The organism is Shewanella baltica (assembly GCF_900456975.1).
In the GTDB taxonomy this organism is placed as follows: Bacteria; Pseudomonadota; Gammaproteobacteria; order Enterobacterales; family Shewanellaceae; genus Shewanella; species Shewanella baltica.
This window is the reverse complement of record NZ_UGYM01000002.1, coordinates 2691672-2708921: the sequence shown is the minus strand read 5'-3', so window position 1 is coordinate 2708921 and position 17250 is coordinate 2691672. Positions and strand designations below refer to the sequence as shown.

13 protein-coding genes are annotated in these 17250 nt (G+C 46.4%); 8 read left to right on the top strand and 5 right to left on the bottom strand.

Features of this window, described 5'->3' with window-relative positions; translation table 11 throughout:
• Positions 1-61: 61 nt before the first annotated feature.
• From acpP to DYH48_RS12175, 5 genes are all read left to right on the top strand, one after another.
• Positions 62-295: an acyl carrier protein gene (gene acpP, locus DYH48_RS12195; RefSeq protein ID WP_006081231.1), complete on the top strand. Its 234-nt coding sequence runs from the start codon at positions 62-64 to the stop codon at positions 293-295.
• Between the two features lie 237 nt (positions 296-532).
• Positions 533-1771, top strand: a complete 1239-nt coding sequence (fabF, locus tag DYH48_RS12190) for a beta-ketoacyl-ACP synthase II (protein ID WP_006087466.1) — start codon at positions 533-535, stop codon at positions 1769-1771.
• A 234-nt stretch (positions 1772-2005) separates the two neighbouring features.
• Entirely contained in the window at positions 2006-2374 is a 369-nt protein-coding gene (locus DYH48_RS12185; RefSeq protein ID WP_115334901.1) for a hypothetical protein, read from the top strand.
• A gap of 118 nt (positions 2375-2492) precedes the next feature.
• The gene (locus tag DYH48_RS12180) at positions 2493-2972 is read left to right on the top strand and encodes an acyl-CoA thioesterase (protein WP_106650221.1); all 480 of its coding nucleotides are present in this window, start codon (positions 2493-2495) and stop codon (positions 2970-2972) included.
• Between the two features lie 274 nt (positions 2973-3246).
• On the top strand, positions 3247-4155 hold the full coding sequence (locus tag DYH48_RS12175) for an NAD(P)-dependent oxidoreductase (protein WP_256613142.1): 909 nt from the start codon (positions 3247-3249) through the stop codon (positions 4153-4155).
• 243 nt (positions 4156-4398) lie between these two features.
• On the opposite strand, the gene DYH48_RS12170 is transcribed toward DYH48_RS12175, so the two are convergent.
• The gene (locus DYH48_RS12170) at positions 4399-5157 is read right to left on the bottom strand and encodes an IS5-like element ISSod6 family transposase (protein ID WP_087486575.1); all 759 of its coding nucleotides are present in this window, start codon (positions 5155-5157) and stop codon (positions 4399-4401) included.
• A gap of 87 nt (positions 5158-5244) precedes the next feature.
• Positions 5245-6093, bottom strand: a complete 849-nt coding sequence (locus tag DYH48_RS12165; protein WP_115334899.1) for a D-hexose-6-phosphate mutarotase — start codon at positions 6091-6093, stop codon at positions 5245-5247.
• Positions 6094-6339: 246 nt separating this feature from the next.
• Here DYH48_RS12165 and DYH48_RS12160 point away from each other — a divergent pair, with 246 nt between their 5' ends.
• The 3 genes from DYH48_RS12160 (at position 6340) to DYH48_RS12150 (ending at position 12082) form a co-directional block, all read left to right on the top strand.
• Positions 6340-8130 carry an acyl-CoA dehydrogenase C-terminal domain-containing protein gene (locus DYH48_RS12160; RefSeq protein ID WP_115334898.1) on the top strand — a complete coding sequence of 597 codons (1791 nt, stop codon included), beginning with the start codon at positions 6340-6342 and terminating at the stop codon, positions 8128-8130.
• Positions 8131-8526: 396 nt separating this feature from the next.
• Positions 8527-10773, top strand: coding sequence for a TonB-dependent siderophore receptor (locus DYH48_RS12155; RefSeq protein ID WP_115334897.1), 2247 nt, complete (start codon positions 8527-8529; stop codon positions 10771-10773).
• 235 nt (positions 10774-11008) lie between these two features.
• Complete coding sequence (locus DYH48_RS12150) at positions 11009-12082, top strand: patatin-like phospholipase family protein (RefSeq protein ID WP_115334896.1); 1074 nt, start codon at positions 11009-11011, stop codon at positions 12080-12082.
• Between the two features lie 170 nt (positions 12083-12252).
• Here the strand turns inward: DYH48_RS12150 and asnB are convergent, their stop codons facing one another.
• From asnB to DYH48_RS12135, 3 genes are all read right to left on the bottom strand, one after another.
• A complete protein-coding gene (gene asnB, locus DYH48_RS12145; RefSeq protein WP_115334895.1) occupies positions 12253-13917 on the bottom strand; it encodes an asparagine synthase B in 1665 nt (554 codons plus the stop codon).
• Positions 13918-14503: 586 nt separating this feature from the next.
• Positions 14504-16180 (bottom strand): M28 family metallopeptidase, encoded by a 1677-nt coding sequence (locus DYH48_RS12140; RefSeq protein ID WP_115334894.1) that lies wholly within the window; start codon positions 16178-16180, stop codon positions 14504-14506.
• Positions 16181-16418: 238 nt separating this feature from the next.
• Positions 16419-17165, bottom strand: a complete 747-nt coding sequence (locus tag DYH48_RS12135) for an HAD-IIA family hydrolase (protein WP_115334893.1) — start codon at positions 17163-17165, stop codon at positions 16419-16421.
• Positions 17166-17250 lie beyond the last annotated feature (85 nt).

Here is a 17250-nt window from a genome sequence, read left to right as displayed (position 1 = left end):
AAATCTAATAAACTACTCGCAATCTTACGCAAGTGCGTAATTTGAATAGGAAAGAAAACTAATGAGCAACATCGAAGAACGTGTAAAGAAAATCATTGTAGAGCAACTGGGCGTTAAAGAAGAAGACGTTAAGCCAGCGGCATCTTTCGTTGACGATCTGGGTGCAGATTCTCTGGACACTGTTGAGTTGGTTATGGCTCTGGAAGAAGAGTTTGATACCGAGATCCCTGATGAAGAAGCTGAAAAGATCACTACTGTTCAAGCAGCGATCGACTACGTTTCTAAGAATCAGTAATTCTGAATTCTTGAAGACAGGCGGCATTTTTGCCGCCTGTTTTTGTTTTACCCCCGTCAAATTCTGCCCCCGTGCCATTCAATCGTCTCTGGATCGTGTTTTAATTGTTATCCACGAGATGCTCGCCGCAGATTGGCGAATTTTTCTAAATAAACGTTATTTAAGAAATTGTCTAATGATAGAAAACCTTGTTTTATCTATCAGAACTAACAAATTTAGCATTTAAAGGTGACTGCCGTGTCTAAACGTCGTGTAGTGGTAACCGGTTTGGGGTTAGTAACTCCAGTGGGCAATACTGTCGATACTACTTGGAAGGCTTTGCTTTCTGGTAAGAGTGGTATTGCACCGATAACCAAATTTGATGCCAGTGAATTTACCACTCGTTTCAGTGGTTCAGTAAAAGATTTCGATGTTGAGCAATACGTAACGAAAAAAGACGCCCGTAAGATGGACCTCTTTATTCAATACGGTATGGCGGCTGGCATCCAAGCTATCCAAGACTCAGGTCTGGACATGAGTAAAGAAAACCCAGGTCGTGTCGGTACTGCTATTGGTGCGGGTATGGGCGGTATGTGGTTGATTGAACAAGGTCACAGCGCATTGATGAATGGTGGCCCGCGTAAGGTTTCTCCTTTCTTCGTACCTAGTACCATTATCAATATGATTTCAGGCCACTTGTCGATCATGTTTGGCATGAAAGGGCCCAACTTTGCCGTGACGACCGCTTGTACTACGGGTGTGCACAATATCGGTTTTGCAGCGCGTACCATTGCCTATGGCGATGCAGACGTGATGGTTGCGGGCGGTGCTGAGGATGTCACTTCTCCTTTAGGTGTGGCAGGTTTTGGTGCAGCAAAAGCATTATCGACACGCAATGACGATCCGACTGCGGCAAGTCGCCCATGGGATAAAGACCGTGATGGTTTTGTGATCGGTGATGGTGCGGGCGTGATGGTGATGGAAGAGTACGAACACGCTAAAGCGCGCGGTGCGACCATTTACGGCGAGTTAGTCGGTTTTGGTATGAGCGGTGATGCTTTCCACATGACATCGCCTCCAAGCGACGGTGCTGGCGCTGCTGCGGCTATGGTCAATGCCATTAATGACGCTAAGTTATCACTGGAGCAAATTGGCTATATCAACGCCCACGGTACGTCGACGCCTGCGGGTGATAAAGCAGAAGCGGCAGCGGTTAAGTCTGTATTTGGCGATCACGCCTATAAAGTACTGGTTAGCTCGACTAAATCGATGACGGGTCACCTCTTAGGTGCTGCAGGTGCAGTTGAAGCGATTTTCACCTTACTAGCACTGCGCGACCAAGCTGTTCCGCCAACCATCAATTTGGATAATCCAGATGAAGGTTGTGATTTAGACTTTGTCGCCCACACTGCCCGTGACGTGAAGATGGATTACGCTCTATGTAATTCTTTCGGCTTTGGTGGAACTAACGGTTCATTACTGTTTAAGAAAGTGTAAAACACGCATTGATAGTGTAAAAAAAACAGTGAAAAAATGCGCCTGAGGGCGCATTTTTTATGGATAAAATCCATTGAGATTGTGAATTGAGTAGCATTATCTCACGCCTTTATTGTGATAAAAATCACTTTCTAACTACCTGATATCCATGACGTTAACCTTTGTTCATCAAGCTTGTTTAATTCTATTGGCCACAGATAATGACAGATATATTTAATCTTGATGGAGTGTGTCATGTTAAACCCTGCGGTGATCCCGCTTGTCCCCCTCATCGGCGCATTAACGGCCAATCTGACCGAATTGATCCGCGGTGAATTTAAAGTCTGGCACCCTAACATGGACATAGGGATCAAGACTTTTACCTTAGCAATAGCCGCTTACGTGGTCGTCTGGTTTGCCTTATTGGTGACGGCGATTAATGTCGGTGGCGACAGCAATATGTCCTCGGGACTTGAAGTGCTCGGTGTCTTCATGCTTGGCTTAGGTGTGTACACTTTTGCGAAGGGCACTCGCTTTGTCAGCAGCGAGCTACAGCTATGGCTTTACCGCTTAGCTCTACCGAGTTTAGTGCTTTGCTGTGTGCTTATTAGTCACTTTGGTTAAATCGAATTTTTTGGCGAGGCCAATCGTAATTATCTTTACGCTATTGGGGATTTCTATCGTAAACTCAGCTTATTGCGCGAAGACATTGAGCCACAGTGGCTGAATAAGTTGAGGTTATATGGCTGGTATCGATAGACAAAGCACCCTGAGATTTTTGTCAGAGCCTGCGGATGTAAATTTTGGTGGTAAAGTTCACGGCGGTGCTGTGATGAAGTGGATCGATCTCGCGGCCTATGCCTGTGCAGCGGGTTGGAGTGGTAAATATTGTATTACTGCCTATGCGGGCGGGATCCGTTTTGTGCAACCCATTTTAGTGGGCAACATAGTCGAAGTCAGCGCTAAGGTGATTTATACGGGTAAAACTTCTATGCATATCGGTATTGATGTGCGCGCAGGCGATCCTAAGGTTTCCGAGCGTCATTTGACTACCCACTGTATTGTGATCATGGTGGCTGTTGACGAAAACGGCCAGCCAACGCCAGTGCCTGAGTGGGTACCACAGACGGAACATGATATTCATTTGCGGGATTCTGCACTGCGCTTGATGGAAATGCGTAAAAAGATTGGCGCCGAAATGGAAGCCCATGTGGTGAAATAGCCCCATAAATTACATCAACAAAGGCGCTTATGGCGCCTTTGTTGTCTCTGTCGAAAAGTGCGTTTGCCTGTGGGGCCGATTTCAACCTGACGCTATGCGGGATGAATGCTACACTGCCGCCATTATTTTTACTGCCCATTCCCCTAAATAAGCATCCGTAATTGACCCTATAGATTGAAACACTTACTGGCACTTTTTTAGTATTTGTTGTTGAGGTTTTAGCGGTAACATATTGGACAGATGAAATAAAACTCGATTCAGCTATTTCTAATTGATTCACCTTGTTGACTTATTTGAGGAGCACTTCATGGCGAAAGTCGCATTTATTGGTTTGGGCGTAATGGGATATCCCATGGCGAGACATTTACTGAACAAAGGCCATGAGGTCACTGTTTATAATCGCACTTTTGCTAAAGCACAAACTTGGGTCGACACCTATGGCGGACGTTGCTGCCCAACGCCAAAGGAAGCGGCAGAGGGTCAAGATATTGTGTTTACTTGTGTGGGCAATGATAACGATCTGCGTGAAGTGGTATTAGGGAGTGATGGCGTTATTCATGGCATGGAAAAGGGCGCAGTGTTAGTTGACCATACTACGGCTTCGGCCGATGTTGCCCGTGAGCTTCATCAAGTGTTAGCAGAAAAGGGCGTTGATTTCCTCGATGCGCCAGTGTCTGGCGGTCAAGCGGGCGCCGAAAATGGCGTGTTGACTGTGATGGTTGGCGGCGATGAAGCTGTGTTTGCCCGTGTTAAACCTGTGATTGAAGCCTTTGCCCGCTGCGCCGAGCGTTTAGGTGAGGTTGGTGCAGGTCAGTTAACTAAGATGGTGAACCAAATCTGTATCGCGGGTGTGGTGCAAGGTTTAGCTGAAGCATTACAGTTTGCGCGCAAGGCAGGACTCGATGGCGAGAAAGTCATTGAAGTGATTAGCAAAGGCGCGGCGCAAAGCTGGCAAATGGAAAATCGCTACAAGACGATGTGGGGCCAAAGCTATGATTTTGGTTTTGCCGTCGATTGGATGCGTAAAGATTTAGGCATCACCTTAGAAGAAGCTCGCCGCAATGGTTCACACTTGCCATTAACCGCGTTAGTCGATCAATTTTATTCAGAAGTGCAGGGCATGGGCGGTAACCGTTGGGATACGTCTAGCCTGTTAGCGCGCTTAGAAAAATCGGCGAAATAAGTTTTACCTTAAGTTTTATCGTTATAAAAAATTAGGTCTCGGAGTGATAAACACTCAGGTTTTGCACTGATAAAAATGCCCTGTCCCGATTGCGTTGGCAAATCGGACTGGGCATTTTTGTTTGTATAGTTTTTTGACTAGGATTTAGAACTAGATATTAAGCTCTCGATTTTAAGCTCCAGATTTTAAGAAATAAGATATTAAATCGTTAGGGTCTGTTGATCTTTGCTGTACAAATGGTGTTCAGCAATACATCGGCAGCCACATTAACATAAACGCCAGTGACACCATACTGGCGTAATTTCTTGCTAGCTTGTCATACCTTGTTGATATTGCTCGATAATGTTTAATTCTTCCAAAAGCATTCTCCACTAAATGTCGATACCGATATAAGCACCAATCGACTCTTTCTTGAGGTGTATTCTTATAGCGGCGCCTTGGAATAACAGATTTCCCGCCTTTATTTGCGATAAGTTCACGAAATGCATCGCTGTCATAACCTTTATCTGCAATGACGGTATCAACCTGCTTCAGGTGTTCAATTAAGCTGGGGGCGTGTGTAATATCGTGTTTTTGGCCTTCTGATAATTCGAAATAAATCGGTAATCCTCCGCTGTCGACGGCTAAGTGAATTTTGGTTGAATTACCGCCTCGACTTTTACCAATACTCTCATTATTTAGCGTCGCTGCACCTGCACTGTGCTGGTGAGCCCGCACTATCGAGCCATCAATAAAGACCCATTCTATATCAGCAAGGTTGGCTAAGGCCTTGAATAAATGTGCTAGAACGCCTTTCTTAGACCATAAATGAAACCGTCTAAAGACCGTGCTCCAATGACCGAACTCTTTAGGTAAATCTCGCCAAGGGATACCTGTTCTAAGCCGGTAAAGAATACCTTCGAATGTTTGTCTATGTTCAGGTTTGTCATAAACACGGCCTGTGCTTTTCATTAAATGAAATAGCTTTTCCCAGCGTGCATCGGTTAGCATAAGTCTTGGCATGGCTTGAGGTTATGGTTACTTTTGGCGAAGCAAATTATAACGTCTTGCCATGCTGTCTAAAAATCACTCTCGAAAGATCAACAGACCCTAGTCTTTCCAGCGAATATGAGTCACTAAATTGTGGGTTTCACCTGGGGCAAGCACGACTTTATCTTCTAAAACATTGGCCGCTTCTAGACAGACCATGGTCAGATAATCTTCTGGATTAAACCGGCCAAGGCGTTGTGACTTTTCAATCCATGGATTCCATAATACCGCTGATTGGCTGTTTTCACGGCTGACTTCGATTATCCCCTGCGGCGTATGCAATAATTGCACTGGGCCGAGATCGGTATAGACACGATCTGTCTCGCGATCAAACAGCACTTCATCCGTGGTTTGCGGATAAGGCCCCTCGGCAAATTCGATGTATTTTGAGCCACTAAAACCGCTGGCTTTGAGTTGGTGGATATCCTCAATCGGGAAATAGCTGTGCAGCGCTTGGGTCAGCGTCAAGATTTCATCGCCTAAGTTGGTATTCACAAGACTGATGCTCAGGGTGTCGCCTAGGGTGAATAACACGCTGACCTGAGTGTTATGCGGCCAATAAATTTTATCTTGCTCACTGATCTTTAAGCTAAAACGTAAATCCACTAACTGATTACGCATTTCTACCGATTCCAGCGCCCAAATGCGGGTACGGGCAAAACCGTGTTGGGGGAAGTTCGCTTCACTACTCATGCCAAACCAAGGCCAGCATACGGGCACACCGCCACGGATCCCATTACCGGGTTGATAATCGTCCGCCGATGAAACCCAAAGCAAAGGTGGTTTTCCTACGGGTTGAAAATAGTCTATTTGCGCGCCCTGCAAAAAAATTCTTGCCTGACATAACGCCGTATTCACTTCGACATAATCGAGCCCGTTGGCGTGCTTTTTAGTAGTGACAGAACCCATAGTAGCAATATCCTTAACTCTGCTGGCATATCAGAAAAACAGGCAGTTAGCTTACAAAGTTTTCCGCGATAACATAAGGCTTTGTTGCGATCAATTTACGGTTTCGCTGTTCGTTTGTGTAAACAAAAGTCTTTGCTGGCCGTTGGGGTGCTTTCTTTTTCGGCAAATTTAGCTAAAGTGGTCAGAGCACCAAAGTGGTCAGATCACTTAGTTGAGTTGCAGTCTAACAAGAAAAGGGAAGCGATTATGCCAGTCTATCAAGCGCCGCTGCGCGACTATCAATTTATCCTCAATGAAATGTTACATATTTATCAGCAAGATGCTCTCAAGGGGTTCGATGAAATCGATCCAGATCTTGTTGATGCGATCCTGCAAGGTATGGCTGACTTTAGTACTGAAGTCATGCTGCCGCTCAATAGTGTCGGCGATCTGCAAGGCTGTAAGTTGGTAGATGGCAAGGTGATTACCCCCGAAGGATTTGATAATGCCTATCAGCAGTTTGTTGATAATGGCTGGCCAACGCTGACCTGCGATCCTGAATATGGCGGCCAAGGTCTACCCGAAGTCGTGGGGATTTTTGCGACTGAGATACAAACGGCCACTAACATGGCTTTTGCTATGTACCCGGGGTTGACCCATGGCGCTTATGCTGCCATTCATGCCCACGGCAGTGATGCACTTAAGCAAAAATATTTGAGTAAATTAGTTAGCGGTGAATGGACTGGGACAATGAATTTGACCGAGTCTCACGCAGGTACTGACTTAGCCTTATTACGCACCAAAGCCGTGCCGGTCTCTGAAGGCGTTTTTGCTATTACCGGTGAAAAGATTTTTATCTCCTCAGGCGATCACCAACTCACCGACAACATAGTGCATCTCGTATTAGCCCGCTTGCCGGATGCGCCCGAAGGCGTGAAGGGAATATCTCTATTCGCCGTGCCTAAAGTATTAGTGAATAGCGACGGTAGCTTAGGCGCGCCGAACACTTTATATGCCAGCGGTCTTGAGCATAAGATGGGCATTCACGGTAACTCCACCTGTGTGATGGTGTTTGAAGCTGCATTGGGCGAGCTTGTTGGCGAGCCGCACCAAGGACTGCGCGCCATGTTTACTATGATGAACCAAGCGCGTTTAGGCGTTGGCGTGCAAGGGCTGGGTGTCTCTGAGATTGCCTATCAAAATGCGCTGGCCTATGCCAAAGACAGATTACAGAGCCGCGCCTTAAGCGGTGCCAAAGCACCCGAAAAAGCCGCCGATCCGATTTTGGTTCACGGCGATGTGCGCCGCATGTTGCTGTCGCAAAAAGCCTTTAATGAAGGCGCAAGAGCCTTAGTTGGACAACAAGCTTTGTGGCTCGATGAAGCTGAGCGCCATACCGATCCCGCCAAAGCAAAAGCGGCATCCCAGTTAGCGGCCCTGTTCACGCCCGTTGTGAAAGGCTTTATCACTAACCGTGGTTTTAATGCCTGTGTCGATGCGCAACAAGTATTTGGTGGACATGGTTATATTCATGAGTGGGGGATGGAGCAATTTGTGCGTGATAGCCGTATTGCGCTGATTTATGAAGGCACTAACGGCATTCAGGCGCTGGATTTAGTGGGGCGTAAGTTGCTTAGCGACCGCGGTGCGGCGATGCAGCAATGGTCGGCTTTAGTGACTGAGTTCATTAAGTCGCATAGTACGAATGCGTCGATGCAACCTTACGTGAGTGGCTTAATGGATTGTGCGGGTGATTTGCAAAAGGCCAGTGGTTATTTAGCGACCCATGCTGCGACCAATCCAGACATTATTGGCGCAGCCTCAATGGCTTATTTGGAGTTATTTGGGGTGACGGCACTGGCGTGGATGTGGGCCAGAAGTGCCGCGGTGGCATTAGCGGCGCTGGAGCAGGGCACTGAAGAAACCGCATTTTACCAAGCTAAATTGAAAACTGCCGATTTTTATATGGCTTACTGGGCTGTGCAAGGTCGCAGTCTGCGTAAGCAAATCGAGCAGGCGAGTGAAATGCTCACGCAATTGGATGAAGCTATCTTTTAAGCATTCACCTTATCGGCTGAGTTAAGTCCTTGCTTAAGAACAGCTCAAGAGCCGCCAAAAACCAGCGCACTGTCGCTGGTTTTTATTTTTGTATGGTTTAAATCTTTAACTTGTTTTCATTCTTCGGTTCCACGCCAATATTGAGCTCGATACTGTGAGTCTTTTGCTTATCCCACATTAAAACTTCTATCAAAGGTCCGTGCGACTGACGCTCTTTTCGTTTTAGTCATAACCAAACACAACAAGGGTTATGTGAGCTGACGCTAGCTATTTACCTAACAGATTTCACATTTATGTAAATTCAAATGATAATCGTTGTTATTCGTAAATCATTCTTTATAATGACGGCCAATTTGTTTGAATACATTTGTAAACCCTTTGGTTTATGCCATTTTTATGCGCTCGCGCTGGGGACATTCTGTGAAGACTCGTTTCGCCTACTCATTAATTGCACTTGCACTCGCTCAACATCAGTCGGCATTCGCCGCTGAAACCCAACTCGATAAAGAGGCTCCACAGCAGACCTTGTCTACAAGCTCACCCGTTGCAAGTCCTGCATCGACTGAGCCTGCAGCCTATGAGCAAGTTAAATTGGCTGCACCTGAGCGAATTGCCGTTCATGGCCGCGCGATGCAAATGTACGTCGATAAAGAAACAACGGTTGGCACTAAGACGGCGATTAATGTGATGGAATTGCCGCAGTCGGTGCAAGTGCTGACTGAGCAGTTAATTGTTGACCAAGCGGCGCGCAATATTACCGATTTATATCGCTCAATCGCGGGCGTGAGTGAGTTTAGTTATTCGGGCGTAACCTTTCGCGGTTTCCGTGACGATGCCAACGTCTTTTATGATGGGGTAAGGGGCGATCCCTATTCGGGGTTTTCTGTGCCGCAACTGTTTAATGTGCAGCGGGTTGAAGTGTTAAAAGGCCCTGCATCGGCACTCTATGGCGGCGGTGAACCCGGCGGCATGATCAACTATGTCACTAAAAAACCAACTTTTGTTGAGAGTAAAGAGCTGACATTGAGCACTGGCAGCGAGGATATGATGGGTGGCTCGCTGGATTTGACCGGCGGCTTAACCCAAAATCTCGCCTATCGCTTTGGCGCATATTATCAGCAGGAAGATAGCTTTCGCAATAATGCCGATAGCCAAAATGCCGAAGTGGCGGGTGGGTTACTCTACGAAATCAGTGATGATACTAAGCTCACCACGACCTTCGATGTTATTAAGCAGGATTTAGGCGGCAATCGGCTGCGCGGCGTGCCTGTCGATAATGACGGTAACTTCCTTGTTGCGCCATCCTATAATGCCAATGAGAAGAGTGACTTCCAGAAGATGGATGCACTGGTGCTGCAATCGATTCTCGATCATCAATTCACCGATAATTTCTCGGTCAAGACTCAGATCCGTTATCTGAATAATGATTCCACGCAGCAATATCATGAATCGAGAGGTTGGGCGACCTTAGATGCCAATAAAAAGCCCATTATGGGTGATGGCGCCATTAAGCGTGAATACCGAGTGCAAGCTCGTGCCAACGATGAAATCAGTTTAACCAATGATTTTGTTTATGCATTCGATGCCTTAGGTTTTGAACATGAGTTCTTGTTCGGCGGCGATTATCACTATGTTGAAACCGAATATAGCTACAAGTTGGCGACGGATAAAACAGGTGTTGGCAACCTGAATATTTTTGACCTTAATTATGGTGAAACTGACCCTAGTACTTACACGCTGCAAGACAAAGATACCGATGGCACCCGCGCTAATCGCTATGGCGTGTATGTGCAGGAACACTTGCACTTTAATGAACAGTGGTCATTGATTGCTGGTCTGCGTTTCAGCCAGTTTGATGACTATGATAAAAAGACCGGTTTTTCCTTCAGCGATAACGCGATAACGCCAAGAGCTGGGCTTAATTATCGTCCAATCGATTCAATGTCCTTTTATTTGAATTACTCAGAAAGCTTTAAACCTGCATCACTATCTAATCAAGAGAGTATTAAAATTCACGGATTTTTTGATCCTGAAACGGGTAAACAAGTTGAACTTGGGATGAAAAATGATTGGCTTGATGGCCAGTTTATGACCACGCTCGCGGTGTATCAAATTGAAAAACAAAATGTTGCTCAGTCAAATCCTTTATACACTGGTGATGACGAGAGTATTCCCGCAATGTTCAATATAGGGGAAGTGCGTAGCCAAGGGGTTGAATGGACGTTGGTGGGGGATTTAACCGATAACCTGACTGTCACGGCAAACTATGCCTATAACGAGACCGAAGTGGTTAAAGGGGTAACGAACGACAGTTTAACTAATACGTTTGATAGTAAGCACTTTGCCAATGCGCCGCGCCATCAAGCAGGGATATGGACCCGTTACGATATCAATGTACTCGATTCGGCGATTGCTTTTGGCATGGATTACGTGGGTGAACAGTTTAGCCTCGATGGCCAAACGGTGAAGCCCCATACCATTTTTGATATGAGCTGGACGACCCAGTGGGATCAAACTCAAGTTCGCTTAAATCTTAAAAATATCTTCGATAAAGAATATGCCGTCAGTGGTTTTAGCGAGCGTAATGGCCATTTCCCTGGTGAGCCGCGTAATATCACGCTTGAACTGAGTCATAAGTTTTAATGCATTGATGTGAAAATAGCTTGTTCGTTAAGGATGACGAACAAGCTAACCTGCCTAACCTTGCTCATCACCGCCTTTATTTCTGCCAGTATTTGCTGTCGTTATCATCACCGGCTAATGCTTGCACACTATCTCAATAGTATTTTCCTATTAAGATGATAGCTTCTATCCGTTATCCTTTCTCATCCAGCTTGTTTAGACTCGCCTTATATGAATTATTCGATAAGGTTTCCCTATGCACGCCGTCAGCCATTTAGCCTCCCAAGATGCTCAATTTAATGCTAGCCCACAGGTGGCCTTGATTGCAGAAGGAGGTGGTCAGCGCGGTATTTTCACCGCAGGCGTGCTTGATGCTTGGCTTGATGGCGGATTCGATCCCTTTGATTTATTTATTGGTACTTCTGCAGGCTCACAGAATCTCAGCAGTTTTTTGGCCCGTCAAAAGGGTTATGCCAAACGCTTGATCCGCGGTTTATCGCGGCATAAACGTTTCTATCGACTCGGTCGGGGGTTAGTCGGCGGCAATGTGGTCGATTTAGATTGGTATTTTGAGCAGACTAGACAAGGGATGTTCAAATTAGATCTTAATGCGGCGACGGCCTCACTCGGTCATCGGCAGTTACTGATCACCACTACCAATGCCAGTGATCGCAAGGGATATTTTTTAAGTCCAAGCAGTAAAAGCCAATGGCGCGAATTGCTTAAAGCCTCCAGCGCATTGCCATTTTTGTATAAACAAGGAGTAAAACTCACGCCTTGGCTGACTGATAAGGCCTGTAATAACGGTGCCTCTGATCACAGCGCAGCTATCGACAGTGATTTTTATCTCTACGGCGGCTTAGCAGCGCCTTTACCTGTGCGTGAGGCCTATCGTCGTGGTGCCCGTAAAATTGTGGTGATCCGCACTGTGAGTGAGGATTTTCAGGCGCAATCGGCTTGGGTGCATAAACTTAAATCTTGGATTTGTGTTTCTGGTTTTTGCCCGAAAACCATAGATTATTTAGTGCAGCACGAACAAGCCTATCAGGATGAATTGGATTTTATGGCTAATCCGCCAGAGGATGTGGAGATAGTGCAGATTTTTGCCGCTGAAAATTTGCAGAGTAAGTTATTGGGTAGCACCGATGCCGATTTACGCCATGATTACCATGCGGGCATGAGTGCCGGAAAGCTGTTTTTAACCCAAGATCCGATGGCATTGACGCAGATGAATGTTCATTTTCAAACTCAAGTGCAAACCAACGCTCACACTCAAACCCACATTCAAGCTCACTCTGAAATCAAGCCATTCAGTGCGCTGTCGGCCTAGTTTAATTCTAGAGTTAAGACACAATTTTGTGCACGAGTAAGCAATAAAAGTAAACTGCATCGAAATACAAAAGCCACCCTAGGGTGGCCTTTGTGGTTGGCTATCTTAACCTGTGCATCAATCTAGTTAATTAACTTATATGATTAATCTAGCTCATCAACGTTAGACCATTAATAACTTGATGTGTGTACTGAGCGCACTGCTCGGCCCGATGGGTCGATAATGCCGCGTAAGCTTTCGTCCCAAGCCAGTGCTTCTGGCGTTGAACAGGCGACGGATTTACCGCCTGGAACCGTTTCTGCAGCGCCGCTCAGTGGATAATGATCTTCAAAGAAGCAGCGATAGAAATAGGCTTCTTTGGTTTCTGGCGTGTTGTATGGGAAACGGAATTTCGCGTTTGCCAATTGTAAATCATCCACCCGCGCTGCCGCTTGTTCTTTCAAACCGTCAATCCAAGAGTAGCCTACGCCGTCACTGAATTGTTCCTTTTGACGCCATGCCACTTCTTTTGGCAATTTATGCTCAAAGGCTTGGCGTAGAATGTGTTTCTCGATACGACCATCCTTAGACATTTTCGCTTCAGGGTTGATGCGCATCGCCACATCCATAAACTCTTTATCGAGGAAGGGCACACGGGCTTCTAATCCCCAAGCGGCCATGGCTTTGTTGGCACGCAGACAATCGAACAGATGCAGCTTATCGAGTTTGCGGACTAATTCCTCGTGGAATGCCTGTGCGTTTGGCGCTTTATGGAAGTATAAATAGCCGCCAAATAGCTCGTCAGCACCTTCACCCGATAACACCATCTTAATGCCCATGGCTTTGATTTTACGTGCCATTAAATACATAGGTGTCGCGGCACGTATGGTGGTGACATCGTAGGTTTCTAAGTGATAAATCACTTCTTTAATCGCATCTAAGCCTTCTTGGAAGGTGAAATGGATCTCATGGTGAATCGTACCAATGGCATCTGCGACTTTTTTGGCGGCGATTAAATCTGGCGCACCTTCAAGGCCGACAGCAAAAGAATGCAACTGTGGCCACCAAGCGTTGGTTTCGCCATCGTCTTCAATGCGGCGTTTAGCAAAGGTTTGCGTCACGGCGGAAATGATCGATGAATCTAAGCCACCTGATAGCAACACACCATAGGGCACGTCTGACATTAATTGGCGTTTGACCGCTGCTTCTAATGCATCACGTAATTCTTCTTGGCTGGCTGGGTTATCTTTAACCGCATCATAGCTTTGCCAATCGCGGCTATAGTATTTAACGGCTTCACCATCTTTTGAATACAGATACTGGCCCGGTAAGAACTCTTCTACCGTTTTACACACTGGCATCAGCGCTTTCATTTCAGAGGCAACATAGAAGTTACCCGCAGCGTCACGGCCTGTGTATAGCGGGATGATACCCATGTGATCGCGGCCGATAAGGTATCTATCTTGGGCTTTGTCATATAACACAAAGGCGAAGATACCGTTTAATTTATCAAGGAAGTCAGTACCATATTCTTGATACAGCGCCAGAATGACTTCGCAGTCAGAGTTGGTTTGATAGCTGTACTTATCACCTAGCTGGGCTTTCAATTCTTTGTGGTTATAGATTTCGCCGTTGACCGCGAGGATCAAGCTGCCATCTTCGGTCAGCAGTGGCTGAGCACCGTGTTCAATGTCAACAATTGCTAAACGTTCGTGGGCAAGAATTGCCTTATCACTGGCATAAATACCTGACCAGTCAGGGCCACGGTGGCGCATTAGCTTAGACATTTCTAGCGCGACTTGGCGCAGTTCTTTGGCATCAGATTGGATATCTAAAATCGAAAAGATTGAACACATAGTACAACTCCCACACTGTCTGTCATTTGAGGATGTCTCAATTGAGGTTTAATGTGCCAGCAATTTAGGTATTTGCCAAACACTATTTTTGATGTTTTATCTGTTTATTGGTGTTTTTGTTGATTTAGATGTTTATGTTTAATGCTTTTATTTGAGAATAATTCATTTTATTTACGTTATTTTTGATGATTTGTTTTTATTGTCTGATTTGGCGTGAGGGGTTTTGGGGAATTCACAATGTGTTTTAAAAAAGTGTCGATGACAGAAAAACCGTTAAAAAAGACCATTAATAATGAGTTGGCTCGTTTAAGTGTTTTATTTTTAATCAATTAATGCGCCGAGTTTGACATCAACCAATGGCATAAGCCTATTCAGAATGGTGTGGCAGGATGGATATTTCGCGATAACTGCATTGTTTGTGAGCTGAAAACAAAAAAGCACGTGAATGGTTCACGTGCTTTTCAATCTTGTTTGGTGCTTTGGCTGGCGGAGGATGCGCTTTATTCAGCTGGTGCTGCGACTAGCGGGTGTCAATAAGAGACGACTAACTAAGTCGCCTCTCACAAGCTGTCACTGATACAAGCTGCTATTTTGCATCTGTCACAAGCGTCGTTTTGGCTGGGCGCAGGCTATTAAACTCTGTGCCTTGATAGTATCCCGGCCAATCTTTGCTGTTGCCCAATGTGCGCGTGACTTGGTAGTAGATTTGCAAATCTTGCAGCGCGCCGCTCAAATCCCAGTCTTCATGGTATTCATCGCAGACATTGTGATAACAGCCTTTCATTGTGGCTTGCATCTGGGTTTTATAAGCAGCCGTGGTCTCATCAACGGGGTCGCTACCGCCGCCGGCAAATACCGCTGGGACGCCCAGTTTGGCAAAGCTGAAATGATCTGAACGGAAGAAACCGCCCGAAGCGGGATTTTTTTCACCCATGGCGATGCGGTTTTGTTGTTTCGCCGCATCGATAAGGTAAGTTTCTAACTCAGACTTGCCTTTGCCGACGATAGTAAAGTCATTGGTTTTGCCGTAGATATTAGTGCTGTCGAGGTTTAACACTGCCACGGTTTTGTCGATAGGGTAAAGTGGATTGGCGGCGTAATAGCGCGAACCGAGTAAGCCCTGTTCTTCGCCTGTTGTGGCAATGAAGGTTACCGAGCGCGCTAAACCGTGGCCTTGTTTCTCATTATCGGCTAATTGTCTGGCGATTTCGAGAATGCCGGCAGTGCCTGAGGCATTGTCCATGGCACCGTTGTAAATCTGATCGCCTGCTTTCGTCTCGTCTTTACCTATGTGATCCCAATGGGCGGTGTAGAGGATTTGCTCGTCGGCTTGTGTGCTGCCGGGGAGCGTGGCGACTACGTTGTAGCTATTCGCGTATTCGGCTTTATTTTTAAAGGCGATACTGGCAGTTTGCTCAAGGGGGACATTGATTGGGCTGTCGGCGGCGCGCGCCATCAAGCTCGGCAGTGATAAACCCGCTTTATCAAACAGTTGGGTTGCTGCGTCCAATGTAAGCCAGCCTTCGACTTGGATGCGGCTATCTTGTTCGGCTTTACTCAGCACCAGATCTTGCTGTGGCCCAGTCCAGCTATTTTCTACCACAGACCAAGGATAAGAGGCGGGTTCAGTATCATGGATGATCAGCGCGCCAAGGGCGCCTTGACGGCTGGCCTCTTCAAACTTATAGCTCCAGCGGCCGTAATAGGTCATGGCTTTGCCATTGAACTTGCCCGAGTCAGGGCGGGCAAAGCCGGGATCGTTGACTAAGATCACCGCGATTTTGCCTTTCATGTCGAGATCTTGGTAATCATTCCAACCATATTCGGGGGCGTTCACTCCATAGCCGACGAAGACTAATGGTGCGTTCTCAATACTAATACCACCGTTATCGTGGCGACTGCTGAGCACCAGATCTTTTCGGTATTGAAAGGGTAATCCTGCCAGCGTGACTTTCTGCGCTTCATCTGCGGTATAGCTGACCATAGGCACAGGTTGCAAAAAGCTGCCTTGGTACGCGCCCTTGAGTCCCATCTCTGTAAAGGCTTTAGTCAAATAGTCCAAGGTGAGTTTTTCACCGTGAGTGGTCGGCGCACGACCTTCAAATTCATCGGATGACAGGGTTTTAATATCATTTCTAAAGCGCGCTTCATTAAACTGCACTGTTTTAAGTCCAGCCAAAGTACTGTTGCCATCGGATTGGGATGAATTCGGACTACAGGCACTGAGCATAGCCAGCGCACAGAGTGGATACAGACGTCGCATAGGTTAATCCTACTGTTGTTTTAATTAAGGAATTTTAGATTTCTGTTAATCAATCAGAAGCGAGACTTATCATGAAGCAAGCCGCAGCGAGCCACAAGGCTGAGCGGCAGGTGAATGTGTTACTTAATGTTGCTTTACCCTATGCAATACGCCTTTGGGCTAGGCGTGTTGCATAGGTCATATTTGAACGATTAGCAAAATGGGTGGTTAGACCTAAACCTAGGGGGGAGACAATTGTTTAAACCACATCAATATCACCGGCGCAGGCAAACACATGGTTCGGGCGGAACGGTTCTTTGTCGATATCTTCAAGTTTACTCACGCCACTGGTGACCAGAATGGTTTCAAGCCCAGCTTGGAAGCCCGCTAAAATATCGGTACGCATATTGTCGCCGATGATGACAGTGTCTTCCGAGTGGCCATCAATATGATTAAGCGCTGAACGAATAATCCAAGCACTCGGTTTACCCACGTAGAAAGGTTTTTTACCGGTAATACGCTCGATTGGCGAACATAGCGCGCCACAGGCTGGGCTGTAAGCAGGGCCGTGAGTGTCAGGGTTGGTGGCAATAAAGCGGGCGCCACCTGCCACAAAAGCTGCGGCTTTATGGATCATTTCCCAGTTGTAGGAGCGGGTTTCACCGACAATCACAAAGTCGGGGTTGATGTCGGTAATGGTAAAGCCTGCTTTGTAGAGTTCGTGGGTGAGGGCGCCTTCACCAATGACATAGGCTTTACTGCCTTCTTGGTGCTGTAAAAAGTCAGCGGTTGCCATGGCGGAGGTGTAAAAGCATTCTTCAGGAATATCAATACCGGCAGCGCTTAAACGGTTTTGCAGATCCTTACCCGTTTGTACGGGATAGTTAGTCAATATCACTAACGGATTGCCTTGCTCTAAAATGCGCTGGATAAATTTGTCGCTGCCGGGGATCAGTTTATTGTCGTGCAGTAGTACACCATCGATATCGCAGATAATATTTTTCATCTAATAGTCTCTTGTCATGCCGAGCAAAAATCACTTTTCGTTAAGTTATCTAATGCCACATTGCCCCAGAAAACAATGCTTTTGT

Bases quoted from the DNA above. Each gene is read 5' to 3' on its own strand.
- acpP (WP_006081231.1), top strand. From the start codon at position 62: ATGAGCAACATCGAAGAACGTGTAAAGAAAATCATTGTAGAGCAACTG.
- DYH48_RS12185 (WP_115334901.1), top strand. From the start codon at position 2,006: ATGTTAAACCCTGCGGTGATCCCGCTTGTCCCCCTCATCGGCGCATTA.
- DYH48_RS12180 (WP_106650221.1), top strand. From the start codon at position 2,493: ATGGCTGGTATCGATAGACAAAGCACCCTGAGATTTTTGTCAGAGCCT.
- DYH48_RS12170 (WP_087486575.1), bottom strand. From the start codon at position 5,157: ATGCCAAGACTTATGCTAACCGATGCACGCTGGGAAAAGCTATTTCAT.
- DYH48_RS12165 (WP_115334899.1), bottom strand. From the start codon at position 6,093: ATGGGTTCTGTCACTACTAAAAAGCACGCCAACGGGCTCGATTATGTC.
- DYH48_RS12160 (WP_115334898.1), top strand. From the start codon at position 6,340: ATGCCAGTCTATCAAGCGCCGCTGCGCGACTATCAATTTATCCTCAAT.
- DYH48_RS12155 (WP_115334897.1), top strand. From the start codon at position 8,527: ATGCGCTCGCGCTGGGGACATTCTGTGAAGACTCGTTTCGCCTACTCA.
- DYH48_RS12150 (WP_115334896.1), top strand. From the start codon at position 11,009: ATGCACGCCGTCAGCCATTTAGCCTCCCAAGATGCTCAATTTAATGCT.
- asnB (WP_115334895.1), bottom strand. From the start codon at position 13,917: ATGTGTTCAATCTTTTCGATTTTAGATATCCAATCTGATGCCAAAGAA.
- DYH48_RS12140 (WP_115334894.1), bottom strand. From the start codon at position 16,180: ATGCGACGTCTGTATCCACTCTGTGCGCTGGCTATGCTCAGTGCCTGT.
- DYH48_RS12135 (WP_115334893.1), bottom strand. From the start codon at position 17,165: ATGAAAAATATTATCTGCGATATCGATGGTGTACTACTGCACGACAAT.